Consider the following 19003-nt stretch of genomic DNA (forward strand, 5'->3'; position numbering starts at 1 on the left):
GCTAATTTAATGTTTATTTGGGGATATTATAAGAATCAAAAAATGAAAATAGTTTTATTTTTTATTCTCATTCTTATTTCATCCTTCATATCAATAATTAATCCTTTATTGTTTAAAGTATTGATAGATAACCTTCACATTGTTAAAGGACACAAGGAAATTATTGGGATTATTATTGTTATATCATTTATAGCATGTTTTGTGATTGTAACTGAGTACGTAATTGTAATACTTGATACTAACTTAATGAAGAAGACGAATTATTCTGTTCGTACTCAATTAATAAACAAATTATTAAAAGTAAATTTAAGTTCGACTCAATTAGATCAATCCAAAATAACCCAAGCTGTTATTAATGACGTACCAATGATTCAAGGGATTTTGAATAATATTGTAATAAAGTCAATGAGTGCTTTAATTAGTCTTATAGTTGTTTTGTATATATTATTTCATATTGATAGTTTTATGACTCTTTCCATCTTGATTATTTTCCCAATGTATCAATTGGTTTATTTCTTGTTTAATGAGAAGATACAAATCAATTCAAAAAAGCTTATCGAAAATAGAGATGAATTGACAAGCTCCATTCAAAAAATTTTAGCTAATTTACGACTGATTAAAACATTTAATAAAAAGGATAGTACTTATTTCCTGAATTATGAAAATGTAGTTCAAAGTATTTCTGACAATCAATTTAAAGCGGCTACATCTAGCGGTTTATTTAATGCAGCTAATTCTATAGCACAGTTTAGCTTGTTAATAGTAGTTTTAGCTTTTGGGGCATCACAGGTCAGTAGTGAGCACTTAAGTATTGGCTCATTTGTTGCTTTTTATATGTATATATTTCAATTATCTCTACCAATAAATCAAATATATAATAATATTGTAAATCTAAACACAGCGTTTATTTCAATAGACAGGGTCAGGGAGCTTTTTGATCTCTCAGAAGAGCAAGGGGCGGATCAGATTTCGTCAAACTTTTTTGACAAAGAAAGCGGGACAAATAATATCACTTTTAACAGCGTCAGTTTAAGCTTGGATCATTCTAGACCAATTTTAGAGAACTTAACTTTCAAATTAGAAAAAACAAAGTTGAATTTTATTATTGGAGGAAATGGGATAGGGAAAACTTCCATCTTATTATCTTTATTAGGCTATGTTTCAGTAACAAATGGGGAGTTGCAAATTAATAAAAATGTAATAAGTGAAATTGATATAAATGAACTAAGAAACAAAATCGGTGTGGTTTTTCAAAATGATCAATTTTTAGGACAGTCCATAAAAAATAATTTGAAAGCAGAAAATAGTGGAATGATTCTATTAATAAATCAAATCTATAATAAGTTGATTAAAGATTATCATGAAAACACTAATGTTGAGAGCCTCTCTGGAGGAAAAAGAAAAGTTGTACAAATACTATCTGCTATTGCCAAAAACCCGGAAATACTTATATTGGACGAAGCGTTTGCTAACCTTGACAGTGAATCAACTGAATATATTTACGATGTTTTGCATTCTTTGAAAGATGAAATGATAATTATTATTGTCTCTCACGATTATAAATATATATCTAAAGCAGATAATGTTGTCGAAATACATGAAGAAAGTAGAGGCCAGTATGGCGCACAAACATCTAATATCCAATTATCCATCGGCTAGAGGCAAACATTGTTCATCGTCTTCGTTAAGTGAAATATGTAATTTTAGAGGATGTAAATTATCTGAAGCAATGATTTTTGGTTTAGGGTTGGGACTTTCGTTTATTTATTTAAAATATCAGTCAAAAGATTTACCGAGAGTTATTTCCGCAAGAACCCCTACTTTAGAGATAAACTTTTTCAAATCTGTTGGTGTTAATTTGAAGTGGAATTCAGGGGTTTTGGATTGGGATTATATAAAAGAAAGTATAACTAATAACAATCCTGTACTATTCTTAACTGACACTCATTATCTTGATTTCTATAATACTAGAGAAAGTAATTTCACTGCTCATTCTGTTGTTTTAGTAGGTTATGATGAGGAGAATAATAAAGTTATTCTTTCAGACTATATTGAGGAGAGCTTATTAGAAAACGATGCGGGAAGTTTTTTAAGTGCAATAAAAACTGAACATATACCGTTTTTTAGGACGAATCAATGGATTGCAGTCGAACCCAACTTCTCTATTCAAAAGAATTTGAAAAATATGATTTTAAGTTCTCTACATCTTAATGCGGTATCATTTTTAAATCCTAATAATGATAATTGTGGTCTAAATGGAATAAAGTTATTAGGGGAAGAGATAATTTTTTGGGATGATCTTCCGAATTGGGAACGTTGTTGTATTAATGCATATTTATCTTTGGAAAAAATAGGAACTGGAGGAGGAGGATTCAGAAATTTATATACTGATTTCATAAAAGAAGTAAATGTTATTTTAGAAGATTTCGGAAAACTTGGATTTGAAAATAAAATGGTGAATTTATCAAGAAAATATAAAGAGTTAGGTAAGAAGTTTTTTATAGCGGGTAAGACCAAAAACCCGAGGATATTAAATCAAATTCATTTTTTACTTGACGAGATGTACGATCTAGAATATGAATTTTGGACTCAAATTGAGAGTTATGTTTCTACTAATTTTGCTATCGTAATTAATAAATAACTGTATGGAAATTTATACAAGAAGTATAGGAAAGACAATTCGTATTTATGGAGAAGTGATTAAAGGTGATATCAGTTCTGAGTATGCTTTTTTTTTATATACTTGTAGTGCCTTTATCGGTGTTTCTTCATGAGATGGGTCATGCTTTAGCTGCATTAGTTTTAACAAAGAGAACAGTACTTATTTATATGGGAGCTAATAAGCGAAGGCAAAAGGCAACATTGATCCTAGGTCGCTTACAATTTTATTTCACTTGGGGCTTTATGGGGAGTGTAGCTACAAAAGAAGATGAGAAACAGCTTTCAAAATATCAGAATATTGGAATTTCAATTGGAGGACCACTCGTTTCATTATTTCTAGTTATAGTAATGATAGTGCTATACTTTTCAATTCAAATGAGACCTTTTTTTGATAATATAGTGTTTGCAGCTGGTGTATTCAATCTAATTAATTTATGTGTGACTCTAATTCCAACGATATATTCAACAGGCCCTTATGCTGGTCTTCCATCAGATGGATATCAAATACTCACTGCTATGGGTAAAGGAAAGATTCATTAATTGTATCCTTGCCATTATTCTTACCTGTGACCCACAAGATGTTCATTTTGAGAAAATGTACTCTTCTTGTGGGTCATTTGCGATTTAATTTGAAGCCATTGAGAGCTACCGCCCCAACAAGGGCACAAAATGGCCACTTTTGCGGCACGTTTTATTGAAAACGAAATCCTGATGCATCTTCGCTCACTAAAAAAGACCCGTAAAGACGTATCCCTCCACGATCCTATTGGGACAGACAAGGAAGGTAATGAAATTACACTTATCGATATCCTTGGCTCCGAAGCTGATGATGTTATTAAAGAGGTCGATCTTAAGATTGAGAAGAGCAAAATTTATCGCAATCTTGATATTTTGGATGATCGGGAAAAGGAAGTTGTGGTTGGGCGGTTTGGATTAGATAGAGGAGGAGAAGAGCGGACGCAGCGGGAGATTGCGAAGGAGCTGGGGATCTCGCGAAGTTATGTTTCGCGGATAGAGAAAAGGGCGCTGATGAAGCTGTATCATGAGTTTTATAAGGCGAAGCGGTAAGGGAATAGGAACTGTATCTCCAGCGTGTAGTCCAGAAATATCTATCAAATCGCCCTGCAAGCTTATGCTTGCGAGGCGTTTTTTTTTATATAATTGGAACGTGAATTCTAGTATAACGTACGGTATATTAAGGTGAAAGTTGATGGGAACTCGATAGCGAATTGCTTATTAAAAGCAGAAATCAATGTATTTATAGGGGGGATTCTTTTGTCGAATTATTTTAAATTCGTTGCTATCTTCGGTTTAGTTTTTGTACTGGTTTCCTGTTCAGACAACAGTGTCAACAGCGTCAACAGTATTAATGATATGCTGCCGCAAGCGAATGAAATAGTCCACAAGGATGCCTTTGAAGAAAAGCTTGATCAGTATATGTCCAAGAACTATTCGGGATCTGTGCTTCTCGTCAAAGATAACAAGGTTATAATTTCCAAGGGATACAATATGGCGGACTATAATAATAACCTACCTAATGGACGAGATACTATCCATTAAATCGGTTCGCTTACTAAAGCATTTACCGCTGCAGCTATCTTACAGCTTCAAGAGGCCGGTAAGCTGAGTGTCGACGACCCCGTAAATACATATATTAAGGATTACCCTAATGATAGAGTCACACTTTACCACTTGTTGACCCACACATCCGGGATCCCCAATTATACCAATTCCCCGGATTTTCTAAAATCAATAAACATTAAAATTAGCGTTGACGATCTAATTGCCAAATTCAAAGACAAGTCACTAGAGTTTGAACCGGGCAGCCGATTTTCTTACAGTAACTCCGGGTATGTGCTGCTAGGTGCCGTGATTGAGCAAGTTAGCGGACAGTCGTATGGCGACTATCTGAATGAACATATTTTTACACCTCTCGATATGAAAAGATCAGGTTATTTAACAAAAGACAACAACTATACAGATATTGCTGTTGGGTATTCACTTATTACTCCCGACATCTCTGAGATAGCCCGGCCTATCGATATGACCGTCCCTTATTCAGCTGGCGGTATATATTCCACCGTACAAGATCTTTATAAATGGCTTCTAGGGCTCGAGAACGGGACAATCATCAGTGATGCATCATGGGAAGCGATGCGCAAACCGAATCTGGATGAATACGCATTGGGATGGGGGATACCCGATCCAATGGGGATGGTGTACGCACATAATGGGGCAATCAATGGTTTCTCTTCTGAGATTTGGAGAGATATGTCTCAGGGGACAGCGGTCATTCTGCTCAGCAATGCAGAGGGAATCAACCTTGGGGATATGAGAGATGTACTGTTACGCATGCTTGATTCGGAGGAATAGGCCTTACAGTTTGATGATATAGCGAGGAATAAGCAATTATTTTTGACATCATATCGTGTCCATAATCTCAAAAAATTCGATAATACCGGAGAAGACATGGAGGATCTGATCTCCATCGGCACCATTGGCCTGATTAAAGCCATCGAGAGCTACCGCCCGAACAAAGGGACAAAGCTGGCCACTTTTGCTGCCCGTTGTATTGAAAACGAAATTCTGATGCACCTAAGATCCTTGAAGAAGACTCGTAAAGATGTATCTCTGCACGATCCAATTGGGACAGACAAGGAAGGTAATGAAATTACACTTATCGATATTCTTGGCTCCGAGGCGGATGATGTTATTAAAGAAGTGGATCTGAAGATTGAGAAGAGCAAGATTTATCGTAACCTTGATATTTTGGATGATCGAGAAAAGGAAGTTGTCGTGGGGCGGTTTGGATTGGATACAGGTGGAGAAGAGCGGACCCAGCGGGAGATTGCGAAGGAGCTGGGGATTTCGCGGAGTTATGTGTCGAGGATAGAGAAAAGGGCGCTGATGAAGCTGTATCATGAGTTTTATAAGGCGAAGCGCTAGGATTTTAGATAATAACTAAAGATTCACTATAGATTTTATTAAAAGCGACTTGCCAACAAGGGAGTTGCTTTTTTGTTCTGTTATGTGGTTCTAGATGAATAAAAACAAGTATTTACAGAAAATTATCTTTTTAGCTGCTGAGGGGTGTTTTTGTGACATACAAAGAAATATATGATCTCCATATTCAATTGTTTCTGACGGAATTCGTGCGATAAAGAGCAAAGGTAGCACGCATACGCAAGTAAACTATGATTTTAATGGACAGGTTATTACGGAAGAAAAGTTAAATGGGAATAATATCGTGCAGAAATCCACGTATTTCCGAGGCGACCGAGTATTGGTGAAGAAAGACAAGAACGCTAGTAAAGATTACTATTATCTGTACAATGGTCACGGCGGTGTTGTACAGATAATAGATACGAGTGGTGCAGTTGTGAATAGCCACGCCTACGATGTGTGGGGCAACATTACCAGCCAAAAAGAAGAAACGCCAAACCCATTCAAGTACAGGGGAAGTGTATGATGAAGAGACAGGTCTTTATCATCTGCGTGCACGATATTATGATCCGAGTATAGGGCGATTTTTAAATGAGGATACTTAAATGAGGATACGTATGAAGGGCAGATTGATAAACCGCTGATTCAGAACCTTTATACTTATGTGCATAATAATCCGTTAATCTATACTGATCCGAGTGGGCACATGGCAACATGGAGATCAGGTGTTAGCGGGATGGGGAATTCTAGTTACGTTGATCTTACATCTTTAACACAAATTCAATTAACAGCGATTGTTACTGATAATAATCAACCTAAGGTAACTAAACAAGCAGCAATGGATGAAATTGAAAATGGGGTGTATATTGCTGCAAAAGGTGTTAAAAGTGCCGTAAATGGCCTAAAAAAAGCAGTGAAGGCTGAGGAAGTTATTAAGACAAGTCAAGGAATAATAAAAGATTTTAATATGGACTTTTTATTTAAAGAAAAAGAAATGCATGTCTTTTCTGCAGATCATATTAAGAATGGAATTATGGATTTAGGTAAAAGCCGAGAAGGAATTATGAAATCTGGATTCAAAATTCTTGGAAAAAATGAATGAAAAGGGGCTTAATAAAGAAGGACCAACGTAAATTAGAACAACGATCAATGGGTTTGAATTAGAAATTAGAATTTTCGTAAAGGATGGGAAACTTATATATTATGATATGTTTAAAGGACAATCTACAAGGAATATGGAGAATACTATTACTTATCCTTAGGGGGAGAAAAGTTGAATGAGTTTGAAAAAGAAATATTTGAAGCAGTTCGAAATTATGATATAGAGAAGGTTGAGACAATCATCGAGCAGAAACTTAAAATTACCCCTAATGATATCGATTTATTGATGCGCTTAGCTGTCACATTAATAAACGTACCTTTAGTAGATTATGGTAAAAGCCTTGCTTGCTTATCTCGCATTTTAGAGTATGATAAGAAAAATGTAGAAGCAACAATTTTGGAATGCTGTATACATTATTATCATTTAGGTGGTATTGATGAAAATTTAGTGAGCAAAATTAATAATATCTATGTTTTTAATTCAGACATAAGTTCTATCAAAAAGTTAATATTATCATGGTACTTTGCAGATACAGATAAAATAAAACAACTTGAGATGTTAAGGGGATCAATAGCTATTAACCCTAATAATGTTAACTCTTATGTGCAATTAGGAAGTATACTTATTGAACAAGGAAATGTTAAAGAAGGTAGAAGTTTGATAAAGAAAGCTTTAGAAAATATTAAATTGGTGTATGACCAAAATACAATTTTTGATTTCTCAGATTTTAATGAATATCTCAATCAAAAAGTGCGAGGTATACATCTAAGTAATGAAAATAAAAAAACTATTGAACGAATGCTATTCTAAAACAAAATTAAGTTATCGTCTAACCACATGTGAGTAAAAACTCCATGTGTTTTTTGTGGAAATATGAAATCTGGATTATAAATCTAAAAATTTCAATCTGAGAGGAGAATTTTTTATGAAAAAGGAAGTAATATGTTATGTATATGATAATAACGGAAATATTACTTCAGTTAAGGAAACGAATCAAAGCGGAAACACAAACTACAACCTATGTGTATGATGCTTTGAATTATGCCGACGGTCTGCGCTATCTAAAGAGTACCGGCAGCAGCCATACCCAGGTGAACTATGACTATAACGCTGAGGTTCTAACTGAAGAAAAGTCGAATGGCAACAGCATAGTCCAACAATCCACGTTTGTGCGCGGGACCGGGTACTCGTGAAAAAGGACAAGGCAGCAAATAAAGTTTACTATTAGCTATACAATGGTCATGGTGATGTGGTACAGATTGTGGATACTAGCGGAAAAACAGTAAATGAGTATATCTATGATGAATGGGGCAATATCACTAGCCAGATAGAAGGAACCTCGAACTCTTTCAAATATGCAGGTGAAGTGTATGATGTATGATCCGAGTATGGGTCGGTTTTTAAATGAGGATACGTATGAAGGGCAGATTGATAATCCGTTAACGCGGAGCCTGTATACGTATGTGATCAATAATCCACTTATATATACCGATCAAATTGGAAATATGGATGAAATTGGTGGGATCATATTGTTAATAGGCATTGTCTAAAAAGAATGCTTCTTAGTTTACCATATCTCAAGAAGAACTTCGTTCAATGCTATCCAATTAAGATATAGTAAACTCACCAGTTATCAGGAGCATTGATAGTATCGATGGAATTCGATATGTAAGAGAGGTCACTTTAAATAAGTCTATCGGACTTAATAAATCCAAATTTCAAACCGACTTCCACAATGATAATCTTGACTGATAGGAATGGGAATTTAGTTACGGCAACACCTGGAGTAAAAAAAGGGGTGACAATCATGAAACTTATTGGGAGTAAGTTGGAACAAGAATTAAGGGAGCAATTTATTAAATCCAATCAATCACTATTTAAGAGTGAGGAAAAAAGAAGACTACTTGAAGTAATAAGAAGTTCATTTTCGGAAATGAAAACAGCGTACATTGTTAATTGGATACCTGAACAAGGTGAAGATATTTATAAGGTACTCATTAATGATGATTTTATTGCAGAGATTGAGTTAGACCGTTATAGCGATGAAGTTGAACCAATTGTTGAATTTGAAGCTGTCTCTCAATACTTACATGGACTCAGTAAACAAAATCAAATTAGTTTAGCGGTTGCTCTTGAATTAGCAAAGCAAGAACTGAAAAATATGGAATGACTAACATCAACTTTACCTTGATTGGCTTTATACCTTTCAAGGTTTTTTTGGAGCTACCTAGTACCGAATGAACTCATCATTCAACCAAATACACATATAACCCATGTAATACCCGTATAAAGAGCTTGTTACATCATTGCTGGTCATTTAACAAGTTGATTATGGACAGATGAGTTAAATAATGCATACAGACTTGAGCATACACAAATTGCACTTTGCTGTTCTTTACTAAGCTATAAGATAAAAAGAGGCGTTTATATAATTGATGAATCTTACGCAGGAGCTTGCTAAGCTGAAGGAGAAATTGTCCAAGAATATAACACAGATAAAATTGAGAAAAATGAATAGGAACTTAACGTATGAATGAGACAATTGCACCGATGTTTGTGTTCCTGGAAAATCGGGAGCGATCGCAATTGCTTCACTTTTTTTACATAAAAAAATTCGACAACACCGGAGAAGACATGGAGGATCTAATCTCCATCGGCTTGATTAAAGCCATCGAGAGCTACCGCCCGAACAAAGGCACAAAGCTGGCAACTTTTGCTGCCCGTTGTATCGAAAACGAAATTCTGATGCACCTAGATCCTTGAAGAAGACTCGTAAAGATGTATCTCTGCACGATCCAATTGGGACAGACAAGGAAAGTAATGAAATCAATCTTACCGAATTCTCGGCTCTGAATCTAATGATGTTATTAAAAAAATAAACTTCAGGATTTAGAATATCAAGATTTACTGCAATCTCGATATTCTAGATGTTCGGGAAAAGGATAGCTCTAACTCTTCTAATAAGTTGAGAGCGGAAGTGAATAGCCAACGGAATAGTACTAAGGGCACGGGAAAAGGTGGGAATTCACCTGATTTTGTAGTAACACAAAAAGGTGATGTAATACCTATAACGAAAGGGGCTACTGGACCTAATCCTGTGGTTAATCCTAAAGGAAATGTAACAGGGCAGTCATATACTGGAGGGCAGGGTAGTGCAAATAAACAGGTAGACTCGGTTAGAATAATGGACCCGACTCCACCTAGAGGGAATTCTCTTGGGTATCCAGGGGGGGCATTAAATACGAGAATAAAGGTCAACAAGGTGTAAACCCTATTACTGGCAAGACGGTTCCTAAATCTCAATCACATACTCCACTAAAGGATTGATACGAAAAAATGAATATAACAAAAATGGAGCAGGCTATAATTACAAATGTTGAACAGGTTCATGATTATTTCCAAATAAATTCAACAAAATTTATACTGAATATTTACAATTCTTTTCATGTAAAGTGTAACAATATAACCTCAAATAACAATGAACTGCTCTTGGGAAAGGTGATAAAAACTGCTGAACTAACTGAAGAGAAAGCCCTGGTGCTGGAGCTGAAAGATAATATTTTAATTCATATTTCTCTAGCTGCTGATGATTATTTAGGGCCGGAGGCAGTTCAGATTAAATTCAGTACAGGTGAAGTTATTTTAATTTAATTATGCTATAAAAGAAAACCTTGATTGGCTTCGTGCCTTTCAAGGTTTCCTTTTTTGGTGGGCTACCCAGTGCCGAATGAATTCATCATTCAACCAATAACACATTTAACCCATGTAATACTGCTACAATACTTTTTTGATTTCCGTTGTACGCACATAAATACTTGAAAAGTATAACCTAAATAACGCTATTCCGATACATCGAACAGGTCGAATATGGTCAGATACTAACATGATTGACCCGTTTTTTTATTATCTTCATTTTTTCTCAGTTTTTGGAAATTAATCGCAACTTTCCAAATAGATACCCCGATGGATATACTGATTAGTTCAGCGCACGTCACATGTCAGCATATATCCAACTCCATGGGTTAAAGAGTTATTAGGGGATGTTGATGATTGGCTTATGACATACGAGAATGCAAATACCAATCCTCACTTCTATACAGCATTATTAAGATCGATATCGGTTAAGAATATTAGTTTGTAGGATGTAAACATGGCTACTATTAAAATATGGGGAAAGGAACTGGTTTGTAACTGTTGCAGTCATTCAAACTGGGATCACTCCAAAATTAGAATAACTATTTGTGATATTAGTAAGGGAGAAGAAAATTTAATAGAATCTAGATATCTATTTAGTTGTACAACTTGCGGTATGGAGGTAATGTTTGGAAAAATATATGATTGGGAAAGTAGTAGTCTAAATATTGTAATTGAAGAAGATAGTTAAGTGAAAGGCCACATAGGAGCGTAACAACTCCATGTGGCTTTTTAATTGTTTGCGTGCCCAGAGGCACACATAATCCAGTTCATTTCTAGGATATGACATCGCTTCGTGTCTATAACCTCAAAAAATTAGATAATACCGGCGAAGACATGGAGGATCTGATCTCCATCGGCACGATCGGCCTGATTAAAGCCATCGAGAGCTACCGCCCGAACAAAGGCACAAAGCTGGCCACTTTTGCTGCCCGTTGTATTGAAAACGAAATTCTGATGCACCTAAGATCCTTGAAGAAGACTCGTAAAGATGTATCTCTGCACGATCCAATTGGGACAGACAAGGAAGGTAATGAAATTACACTTATCGATATTCTTGGCTCCGAGGCGGATGATGTCATTAAAGAAGTGGATTTGAAGATCGAGAAGAGCAAGATATATCGCAACCTAGATATTTTGGATGATCGGGAAAAAGAGGTTGTGGTGGGGCGGTTCGGATTGGATACAGGTGGGGAAGAGCGGACGCAGCGGGAGATTGCCAAGGAACTCGGGATATCGCGGAGTTATGTGTCGCGGATAGAGAAAAGGGCGCTCATGAAGCTGTTTCATGAGTTTTATAAGGCGAAGCGGTAAGGGAATAGGAACTGTATCTCCAGCGTGTAGTCCAGAAATATCTACTAAATCGTCCTGCAAGCTTATGCTTGCGAGGCGATTTTTTTTTACATAATTGGAACGTGAATTCTAGCATAACGTACGGTATATTAAGGTGAAAGTTGATGGGAACTCGATAGCGGATTGCTTATTAAAAGCTGAAATCAATGTATTTATAGGGGGGGATTCTTTTGTCAAATTATTTTAAATTCGTTGCTATCTTCGGTTTAGTTTTTGTACTGGTTTCCTGTTCAGACAACAGTGTCAACAGCGTCAACAGTATTAATGATACGCTGCCGCAAGCGAATGAAATAGTCTACAAGGATGCCTTTGAAGAAAAGCTTGATCAGTATATGTCCAAGAACTATTCGGGATCTGTGCTTCTCGTCAAAGATAACAAGGTTATAATTTCCAAGGGATACAATATGGCGGACTATAATAATAACCTGCCTAATGGACGAGATACTATCCATCAAATCGGTTCGCTTACTAAAGCATTTACCGCTGCAGCTATCTTACAGCTTCAAGAGGCCGGTAAGCTGAGTGTCGACGACCCCGTAAATACATATATTAAGGATTACCCTAATGATAGAGTCACACTTTACCACTTGTTGACCCACACATCCGGGATCCCCAATTATACCAATTCCCCGGATTTTCTAAAATCAATAAACATTAAAATTAGCGTTGACGATCTAATTGCCAAATTCAAAGACAAGTCACTAGAGTTTGAACCGGGCAGCCGATATTCTTACAGTAACTCCGGGTATGTGCTGCTAGGTGCCGTGATTGAGCAAGTTAGCGGACAGTCGTATGGCGACTATCTGAATGAGCATATTTTTACACCTCTCGATATGAAAAGATCAGGTTATTTAACAAAAGACAACAACCATACAGATATTGCTGTTGGGTATTCACTTATTACTCCCGACATCTCTGAGATAGCCCGGCCTATCGATATGACCGTCCCTTATTCAGCTGGCGGTATATATTCCACTGTACAAGATCTTTATAAATGGCTTCTAGGGCTCGAGAACGGGACAATCATCAGTGATGCATCATGGGAAGCGATGCGCAAACCGAATCTGGATGAATACGCATTGGGATGGGGGATACCCGATCCAATGGGGATGGTGTACGCACATAATGGGGCAATCAATGGTTTCTCTTCTGAGATTTGGAGAGATATGTCTCAGGGGACAGCGGTCATTCTGCTTAGCAATGCAGAGGGAATCAACCTTGGGGAAATGAGAGATGTGCTGTTACGCATGCTTGATTCGGAGGAATAGGCCTTACAGTTTGATGATATAACGAGGAATAAGCAATTATTTTTGACATCGTATCATGTCCATAACCTCAAGAAATTCGATAACACCGGAGGTTATATACAAATATTTACATTAGTGCTTATTTTCAGCAACTTGCCAATATGCAAGTTGCTTGTTTGGGTAAGGCAAGTAGATTGATATACAAGAAATATATGATTTCCAGATCCAACAAACTGTCGAAGCCTACTTTGAAAGCTAAGATGTGAAACCAGAGTGCTATATGGGATGCAATAATTGTTCTTCAGTACTTTTGTAGAAAAACCCCGAATAGGGTCCACTTTTTTTAAGTGTCAACTATTCGGGGTTCAGTTCACTTATGAGGGATAAAAATTAATTCTACATCTTCCAGATTCGATAAAGAATCATTGCTGCTTCAGCGCGAGTCAATGAATCGGCTGGTGCAATTTTATCGTTCTTGCCATTGATGATTCCTCTTCCTACAAGGAAAGCTGCACTGTCCTTGGCGTAAGTGGAAATGCTTGCTGCATCGGAATAAGAAGTCAGATTTCCGCTTCCGACAGATGGCTTACCAGCTGCTTTCAGGGCTCTTGCTGTAAGAACCATCATATCTTCACGGGTAATGCTGCTGCCCGGTTTGAATGTATTGTCCTCAAATCCTGATGCAATTCCGAGCTCCCGTGCAATAGCTACAGCTTGCGCATAGTAAGCTGTAGGCTGTACATCACTGAAGGTAGCCGCATTCGTGCCGGAACCTTTCAATTCAAGCGCTCTAACTAGCAGGGTGATAAAGTCTGCTCTCGTGATAGAAGCCGCAGGCGCGAAGGTATCCTCAGAGATTCCCATGATTACGCCACGTGCAGCCATGGCTTCAACCGCTTGTTTCGCCCACTGTATATTTTGCATGTCGGTAAAGGAATGAGTTACGTAGGCTACAGCATAGGTGCTGAAATGAGTTGTCTTGAATACAACCGAACCGCTCTTCGCATCATAGCGTCCGCTTGGCACAGCTGTTGCCTGTCCTTGGCTGTCAATGTATAGGATCACGATTTGATCTGCATTGACAAGCTCCTGTGCCGTAGCTGTATATGGAATGGATACTGTTACAGTGGCTGCTGGGTTATTCCAAGCAATAACAGTGTCGCCAGCTTTTACACTAAGATCGATAATCGGACGGCTACCCACTTTTCCGCGAACTCCCGTATTCAAGCTATCCCCCGAGACTTTCTTAATCTGAATGGATACTTGATCCGCTTGCCCTGTCATATTAGACAGCATGTTCGACGGAATAAGAAGTTCAGCATTGTCTGTCTTAAGGATAAACTCAACATTGCTGTTGCTTTGCAGGCTTGAAACAGGCAATTGTACAACATAGGATTGCACATTTGCTTGCTTCGGTATCTCGATGGTAACCTGTTTCTTGCCATTCGCACCTGGAGAAGCCTGATCTATCGCTTTATTTAGGCTGGCACTTGAAACTGTTGCGGTGGCTGTTCCGTTCTCGACTTTTACAGCAGGCAGAATGGACACCACACCGTTGTTATTGTGGACCGTATCGGTGGATGGAGTACCGGATCCATTGCTGTTTCCCCCATTGCCATTGTCTTGAGAAGGTTTGCCAGTCAGCGTTAATTCTCCGAATACAGAAGGATCTTGGTATCCTTGACCGGATGGATCGTTCCATGCGTTCGCACTGATTCTGTTGCCGTCCTTAGCATCATTGATCTGCGCATCGAAGCCAATTTTGGCGTTGTTCGCAGGTTTAACCTTTTTGAAAGGAATCTTCATTTCAACCGTGTAGTTGGTACCGGAAACAGAGACTTTTGATTCGAAGCCTGCAGCAATTTCCTCAGGATTAAAAGAAGCCGCGTTCTCGAAATTCACTCTGTATTGCCCATCATCGTCTTGGAAAGCAGAAGTCTTGCCATTGTTCTCATCGACGAACACTTCCACGGAATCCTGCTCCCAAGCATTCGGGTTGGATTTGTCCAGCTTATCGTCTTTGACTTGGACCAACACATATAGATTGTTGTCATCCCAGAGTGTTTTTGCTGTTCCTGTAGCACCTGACCAGGCCATTTGCTTGGTCTCCAGTTTCATTTCAGGAGCGTTGCTCCATACGCTGTCTACGGATCCGTCGATTGCAGGTGTTCCATAATAAGCGCTGGATTTCTTGTATTCAAGCTCTTCAGGCGGATTTTCCGCTATGAACTTTTCAGGGTCAGTGACCGCGTAGAATGCCTCTTTTGCTTGGAAATTCTTGTCGAATAAGGTTGGATTCTGCTCGGCTCTCCAGCTGGTGCTGTCATTTAATCCCCAGAAGGTGACACGCGGAATATGCTCGCTGTTCTTCTTGTAGAGATCCATTAGTTGGGCATACAGATAGGCCTGCTGTTTCGCTTCTTTGGTAGTGATTGTAGAATTGGTGCCTGCCATGATGTCCAATTCAGTAACAACAACTTCTACGCCCAAAGAAATGAAACGCTCGAGGGACGATTTGACATTTTCCAATCTGGTGCCCAAATTGTAGTGGGCCTGCATGCCAATTCCGTCAATGAGTTGTTCGCCGGGATGAGCTGCAGCGTACTTCTCATTGAGTTCTTTCACCATGCTGTAGATGGCTGTAGATTTATTCTGGTTGTCATCGTTGTAATCGTTATAGTAAAGCTTGATATCCCAGCCGTTTTCGTCAATGACTTCCTTAGCCGCAAGGAATGATTCCTCGATGAAGTCAGGACCAAGGGCCTGTAACCAGCCGGAATTGCGGAGAGCATTTTTCCAGTCTGTCGGGTTAGCCGGGTTGTCGTTCATGGCTTCGTTGACAACGTCCCAGGATTTGACCTTGTTACCGAAGTGCTTCACTACGGTCTGGATATGTGTTCTCAGATTCTTCAGAGCTTCTTCGCGGCTTAATGGTTTACCATCAGCAGCGGTATGCAGCCATGAAGGTGACTGTGCATGCCAGACGAGTACGTGACCGGCAATTTCCAGATTGGCATCCTGTACCTTTTTAACCAGAGCATCTTCTGCGGTGAAATCAAAGTTTCTGTTGGCATCATATGCATAATCCGGCTTCATATCATTCTCAAACGTAACGACATTGTGGTGCTTCGTCAGAAGCTTGAGTCTGGTCTCGTCAAAGGTAGCCGGGTTAACGATGTTACCGATCAAGAATTCATCCTTATAAATGTCCTTGAGGTTAGGGAGATTTTCTTGAATTGGAGGTGCCGCAGCTACCGGGCCCAAATATCTCAGAACAAAGTCATCTAAGTAGAAGGTACGATTGCCGCCGTCGTCGTTTGCTGTCTCAATGTAAGCATTGAGTACCGTTGGAGTAGTGGTGAGCGTATATTTGCCTTTGAGCTCTACCCATTCTGAATCTGTAACGGTTGCATTTTGTGAAACGTTCGCAAAACCGCTGTCAGCATACTGAACACTAATACGAAGCGTTGTAGGCGCCTCACCAGGTGCCATTTTCACCCAAGCTGACAGCTCATACTCGTGATTCTTTGCCATTTTTCCGGCAGCATTAACTAAGGCTGCATCATATTGTGCAGTAGTAGTAACACTCAAGCTTTGTTTTCCGTTAGGCGTATGGTTAGCTTCTTGGGAAAGCTTCACCGTTTCTTTGCCATTCCGTGGCCCAAAGCCATCCAAGCCATTCTCAAAGTCTGCAGAGATACCTGTCTTATCTACAACCTCCGGTGGGGTTTGGCCAGGGGTCACATCGGTGATGATGACTTCATCAATGTAAATGTCTGAGGTCAAAGTATTGCCGGATGGTTCAACAAAGATAATGACTTCCTTGGTTTGAGATGGAATTTCAAAGCCTTTCGTTTCAAATAACGTCCAATCTGAAGCGCTTACTTTTTTGTTGCCGATGATCCAAGGATATTTGTTACTTGCTACCTCGGAATCAATCTTGGATCCCAGATGGAAATCGCCTTCACCTGATCCAAGTCTAACCTTAAGAGAAATGTCGTACTTACGGTCCGATTTCATAATGTCAGTAAGTACGAGAGCAGGAATTGCTTTTTCATCTGCCCGTTCGAAGAATTTTAGCGATTTCGTGCCATGTGAAGCTAGCTCGTCAACGACCGCTGTTTTACCATTGGATCCCCAACCCAGCTTACTCCAGCCTCCGGTATTTCCGTCTTCAAAACTCTGGTTAAGGACTACAGTAGGCTGAACAGGTGCTTGTGCCTGGGTGACGGTGATTTCTCCGATATAGAAGGGAACCTCCTGACCAGCATCATCAGACTTGATCCGCAGCACTGTATTCTCAACACTGGTAACGGAAAGAGCGGTGGCTAGTGTAACGCCTTGTCCCGCTTTGAAATCAGAGGAATAGATTTGAGTGTATCCCTCTTTATTATTAACGTCCGTTGATCCCTTATTGCTTACAATTTCCAAGACGGCTTTGCCGGCTACCGGCGGGTTAGCATTATCGTCAACATATACGGAAGCGGTTACAGTATACTCTTGGCCAACTACCAAGCCCATATCCGCGAAGGCGATATCTACGCCGTCCCAGCTTTTGGAGCGGGTGTTTACAGATAAAGCTGCTCCATCGGTATTTCCATCAAACGTCTTGCCATTGACAATTGCCAGTGTTGGATTACCAGATTGGGTTAATTTGGTGTCTTTTACCGATTGTACATCCTTAAAAGTTTCTTGATATACAGTTTTCGAATTAGCAACTGCCAGATCTGCTGCGTTGACTACCGGAGCCATCAAGCCGACTGGAAGAAGTAAGACCACTGCGAGTAACCCGGAAACAACCTGCCTAAACGATTTCTTCATTAATGCATCCCCTTCAGCGATTTTTTGGAATAACGTGAAGCGCTTACATAAATATTTGGAACTCACCTCCTAATAGCCCAGATTATAGCATTGGACTTTAAGGACTTAATACTCTCAAATTAAAGAAGAATCCTTGTTTTTTTTAGTTATTTACAAAAGAAAGAAAAATACATATCTATCTCGCCAAGACGCCGCGTTTATGATATTGAAGTCGCACCCATGTCCGCAACCTTAAGAAATTCGATAATACTGGGGAGGGAAGACATGGAGGATCTAATCTCCATCGGAACAATTGGCCTGATCAAAGCCATTGAGAGTTATCGTCCAAACAAAGGCACAAAGCTGACCACTTTTGCCGCCCGTTGTATCGAAAATGAAATCCTGATGTACCTAAAATCACTGAAAAAGACCCGGAAGGACGTATCGCTTCACGATCCGTTTGGACAGACAATTGTTTATTGTGAATAAGGATGCTAACAATCTGGTTACTGAAGCTTAAATGACTATTCAGTTACTCGGAGCTTGACGTATCCCAATCCGGCAGATTCCCGGGACTTCTCTGATCGCCATATTTACAGCAAGTCGGGCCGTCTGTATGTTGTACTAGGTGACTGGTCTCCGACGTTGTTGGTTTTTGATGAAGTAACTTTCTTGCCAAGTAGCGGCAATAAGGAGATTAATGGGATCGGGGAGATGGTATTCACCAGTGATAACAGTAAATTCTTTTACTGGAGTCAATATGGCTGGGATGCCGGATTTGCCGGTTCAGATGTCTACGCCTACTCCATTCATGGGGAAGGCAGTTTTGTCAAAGAGGACCAGTCCATTTTGGGATACCCGAATATGGATAGAGACCCGCTGGATACGCCGATTTTGTTAGTGGAAAGTCAGGGAATGATTATAGCGAAGAATAAAGCTTTTAATATGGGTAATCTGCAGGAAGTGATAGGGACGTTCCCGGAACTGATTTATGCAGTGGATGTAGTGAATCATACGGCATTGGGAAAAAAAGGTATCTATGATCTTAAATCATTCCAGAAGGTCCAAACTATTAATTTAGCCGGTGCGACCAACATATTCTATGATGATAAGGGAAACCTTTATTATTTCATTAATAACTTTTTGTTTATCAATGAACCTCATCATTTTTATTAAGTTTTTAGAATAAGGGCAAAAGACCGTC

Annotated in this window: 21 protein-coding genes and 3 pseudogenes; 23 read left to right on the forward strand and 1 reads right to left on the reverse strand. The window is 38.9% G+C overall.

Annotated elements, in window-relative coordinates; all coding sequences use genetic code 11:
- Positions 1-9: 9 nt before the first annotated feature.
- From ACDZ28_RS15930 to ACDZ28_RS16030, 21 genes and pseudogenes are all read left to right on the forward strand, one after another.
- The gene (locus ACDZ28_RS15930; protein ID WP_375105164.1) at positions 10-1659 is read left to right on the forward strand and encodes an ABC transporter transmembrane domain-containing protein; all 1650 of its coding nucleotides are present in this window, start codon (positions 10-12) and stop codon (positions 1657-1659) included.
- Positions 1598-2641, forward strand: a complete 1044-nt coding sequence (locus ACDZ28_RS15935; RefSeq protein WP_375105165.1) for a BtrH N-terminal domain-containing protein — start codon at positions 1598-1600, stop codon at positions 2639-2641. Before ACDZ28_RS15930 ends, ACDZ28_RS15935 begins: the two co-directional genes overlap by 62 nt.
- An 83-nt stretch (positions 2642-2724) precedes the next feature.
- A complete protein-coding gene (locus ACDZ28_RS15940) occupies positions 2725-3201 on the forward strand; it encodes a site-2 protease family protein (protein WP_375105362.1) in 477 nt (158 codons plus the stop codon).
- Positions 3202-3292: 91 nt separating this feature from the next.
- A pseudogene (locus tag ACDZ28_RS15945) lies at positions 3293-3729 on the forward strand (sigma-70 family RNA polymerase sigma factor); the annotation flags it as partial.
- A 207-nt stretch (positions 3730-3936) separates the two neighbouring features.
- Complete coding sequence (locus ACDZ28_RS15950) at positions 3937-4221, forward strand: hypothetical protein (RefSeq protein ID WP_375105166.1); 285 nt, start codon at positions 3937-3939, stop codon at positions 4219-4221.
- On the forward strand, positions 4222-5034 hold the full coding sequence (locus tag ACDZ28_RS15955; RefSeq protein WP_375105363.1) for a serine hydrolase domain-containing protein: 813 nt from the start codon (positions 4222-4224) through the stop codon (positions 5032-5034).
- Between the two features lie 18 nt (positions 5035-5052).
- Complete coding sequence (sigK, locus tag ACDZ28_RS15960; protein WP_375105364.1) at positions 5053-5607, forward strand: RNA polymerase sporulation sigma factor SigK; 555 nt, start codon at positions 5053-5055, stop codon at positions 5605-5607.
- A gap of 301 nt (positions 5608-5908) precedes the next feature.
- Positions 5909-6130, forward strand: coding sequence for a hypothetical protein (locus ACDZ28_RS15965; protein ID WP_375105467.1), 222 nt, complete (start codon positions 5909-5911; stop codon positions 6128-6130).
- The gene (locus ACDZ28_RS15970) at positions 6060-6209 is read left to right on the forward strand and encodes an RHS repeat-associated core domain-containing protein (RefSeq protein WP_375105167.1); all 150 of its coding nucleotides are present in this window, start codon (positions 6060-6062) and stop codon (positions 6207-6209) included. The genes ACDZ28_RS15965 and ACDZ28_RS15970 overlap by 71 nt, the downstream gene beginning before the upstream one ends.
- A 101-nt stretch (positions 6210-6310) precedes the next feature.
- Positions 6311-6706: a hypothetical protein gene (locus tag ACDZ28_RS15975; protein WP_375105168.1), complete on the forward strand. Its 396-nt coding sequence runs from the start codon at positions 6311-6313 to the stop codon at positions 6704-6706.
- A gap of 171 nt (positions 6707-6877) precedes the next feature.
- Positions 6878-7516, forward strand: a complete 639-nt coding sequence (locus ACDZ28_RS15980) for a tetratricopeptide repeat protein (RefSeq protein WP_375105169.1) — start codon at positions 6878-6880, stop codon at positions 7514-7516.
- Positions 7517-7653: 137 nt separating this feature from the next.
- On the forward strand, positions 7654-7899 hold the full coding sequence (locus ACDZ28_RS15985) for a hypothetical protein (RefSeq protein ID WP_375105170.1): 246 nt from the start codon (positions 7654-7656) through the stop codon (positions 7897-7899).
- A 56-nt stretch (positions 7900-7955) separates the two neighbouring features.
- A complete protein-coding gene (locus ACDZ28_RS15990) occupies positions 7956-8087 on the forward strand; it encodes a hypothetical protein (protein WP_375105171.1) in 132 nt (43 codons plus the stop codon).
- Between the two features lie 7 nt (positions 8088-8094).
- A complete protein-coding gene (locus ACDZ28_RS15995) occupies positions 8095-8256 on the forward strand; it encodes a hypothetical protein (protein WP_375105172.1) in 162 nt (53 codons plus the stop codon).
- A gap of 257 nt (positions 8257-8513) precedes the next feature.
- Positions 8514-8876 carry a hypothetical protein gene (locus ACDZ28_RS16000; RefSeq protein ID WP_375105173.1) on the forward strand — a complete coding sequence of 121 codons (363 nt, stop codon included), beginning with the start codon at positions 8514-8516 and terminating at the stop codon, positions 8874-8876.
- Positions 8877-9256: 380 nt separating this feature from the next.
- A pseudogene (locus tag ACDZ28_RS16005) lies at positions 9257-9596 on the forward strand (sigma factor); the annotation flags it as partial.
- A gap of 87 nt (positions 9597-9683) precedes the next feature.
- A complete protein-coding gene (locus ACDZ28_RS16010) occupies positions 9684-9974 on the forward strand; it encodes a hypothetical protein (RefSeq protein WP_375105174.1) in 291 nt (96 codons plus the stop codon).
- Positions 9975-10042: 68 nt separating this feature from the next.
- On the forward strand, positions 10043-10357 hold the full coding sequence (locus tag ACDZ28_RS16015) for a hypothetical protein (protein ID WP_375105175.1): 315 nt from the start codon (positions 10043-10045) through the stop codon (positions 10355-10357).
- Positions 10358-10856: 499 nt separating this feature from the next.
- Positions 10857-11090: a hypothetical protein gene (locus tag ACDZ28_RS16020; RefSeq protein WP_375105176.1), complete on the forward strand. Its 234-nt coding sequence runs from the start codon at positions 10857-10859 to the stop codon at positions 11088-11090.
- A 92-nt stretch (positions 11091-11182) separates the two neighbouring features.
- A complete protein-coding gene (gene sigK / locus ACDZ28_RS16025; protein WP_375105177.1) occupies positions 11183-11713 on the forward strand; it encodes an RNA polymerase sporulation sigma factor SigK in 531 nt (176 codons plus the stop codon).
- Between the two features lie 209 nt (positions 11714-11922).
- Positions 11923-13020 (forward strand): serine hydrolase domain-containing protein, encoded by a 1098-nt coding sequence (locus ACDZ28_RS16030; RefSeq protein WP_375105178.1) that lies wholly within the window; start codon positions 11923-11925, stop codon positions 13018-13020.
- Positions 13021-13395: 375 nt separating this feature from the next.
- Here ACDZ28_RS16030 and ACDZ28_RS16035 read toward each other — a convergent pair whose 3' ends face one another.
- Positions 13396-17820 (reverse strand): endo-1,4-beta-xylanase, encoded by a 4425-nt coding sequence (locus ACDZ28_RS16035; RefSeq protein WP_375105179.1) that lies wholly within the window; start codon positions 17818-17820, stop codon positions 13396-13398.
- A gap of 230 nt (positions 17821-18050) precedes the next feature.
- Between ACDZ28_RS16035 and ACDZ28_RS16040 the strand changes: the two are divergent.
- Both ACDZ28_RS16040 and ACDZ28_RS16045 read left to right on the forward strand, forming a co-directional pair.
- Positions 18051-18264, forward strand: a pseudogene (locus tag ACDZ28_RS16040) (sigma factor); the annotation flags it as partial.
- Between the two features lie 78 nt (positions 18265-18342).
- The gene (locus tag ACDZ28_RS16045; RefSeq protein WP_156114743.1) at positions 18343-18975 is read left to right on the forward strand and encodes a hypothetical protein; all 633 of its coding nucleotides are present in this window, start codon (positions 18343-18345) and stop codon (positions 18973-18975) included.
- Positions 18976-19003 lie beyond the last annotated feature (28 nt).

Origin of the sequence: Paenibacillus sp. RS8, assembly GCF_041956825.1 — a bacterium.
In the GTDB taxonomy this organism is placed as follows: domain Bacteria; phylum Bacillota; class Bacilli; order Paenibacillales; family Paenibacillaceae; genus Paenibacillus_AQ.